We start from the raw sequence: 957 nt of genomic DNA on the forward strand, positions 1-957 counted from the left end.
CAAGCCGGCCTGCGTGGCCAGCGGGTCGTCCAGGCGCGGAAACACATCGCCGGCCTGCGCGGGCAGCGCGGGCAGCGCGGCCAGCAGGCCGGCGGCCAAGGCCATGGCGCGGAGGCTAGCGTTCATGCAGGGCCTCCTTCTGGTGCTGCACCAGCGGCGAGAGCACGTATTCGATCACCCTGCGCGTTCCCGTGCGGATTTCCGCCCGCACGGCCATGCCGGCCGACAGCGGCACCAGTCTGCCGTCGATGACGATGGCCGGCTGCTGCACCGTGATTTTCACGGCATACACGAGTCCCTTCTTCTCGTCCTCGATGGCGTCGCGCGAGACGCTGCTGACGACGGCGGGCACGGTGCCGTATTTCGTGTAATCAAACGCGTCGATCTTGACGGCCACGGCCTGCCCCGCCTGCACGAAGCCGACGTCGCGGTTTTCCAGCATGGCGTCGATTTCCAGCCGGCCCTGGCGCGGCACGATCTGCATCAGCGCCTGCGCGGCCGGCACCACGCCGCCCACCGTGTGCAGTTTCAACTGCTGCACCGTGCCGTCGACGGGCGCCGTCAGGCGCAGCAGGCTGCCGCGGGCCAGCGCGCGGCGCGCATCCTGGCCGCTGGCCGCCGCCGCTCTGGCCCCTTCCGCCAGCGCGTCATACGCGTCTTTCCTCGTCTGCGCCACCAGGGCCGCCCGTTCGCTGCGGGCCGACGCCAGCTGGCCGGCCAGGTCGATGCGCGCCTGCTCCTTTTCCAGCCACGCGTGTTCGGCCACGTCGCGCGTGTCCGCCAGCGCCCGGTAGTCGCCGGCGCGCTGCGCGGCCAGCGGCAGCGCCTGCGCATAGCGGGCGATTTCGCCGTCGAGATACGCCAGCCGGGCGCGAAAGCTCGCGTACTGGCCGTCCACATGCGCCTGCGCGGCCGCGCGCTCGGCCACGGAAGCGTGCTCCGGCGCGGCCAGCTGCG

At 72.2% G+C, this 957-nt stretch carries 1 protein-coding gene; it reads right to left on the reverse strand.

What is annotated here, in order from left to right; all coding sequences use genetic code 11:
• Positions 1 to 115: 115 nt before the first annotated feature.
• A partial coding sequence (locus tag CBW50_RS28490) for an HlyD family type I secretion periplasmic adaptor subunit (protein ID WP_139842734.1) occupies positions 116 to 957 on the reverse strand: 842 nt, incomplete at its 5' end.

This window comes from Janthinobacterium sp. GW458P (genome assembly GCF_002127585.1).
Taxonomy (GTDB): Bacteria; Pseudomonadota; Gammaproteobacteria; order Burkholderiales; family Burkholderiaceae_D; genus Janthinobacterium.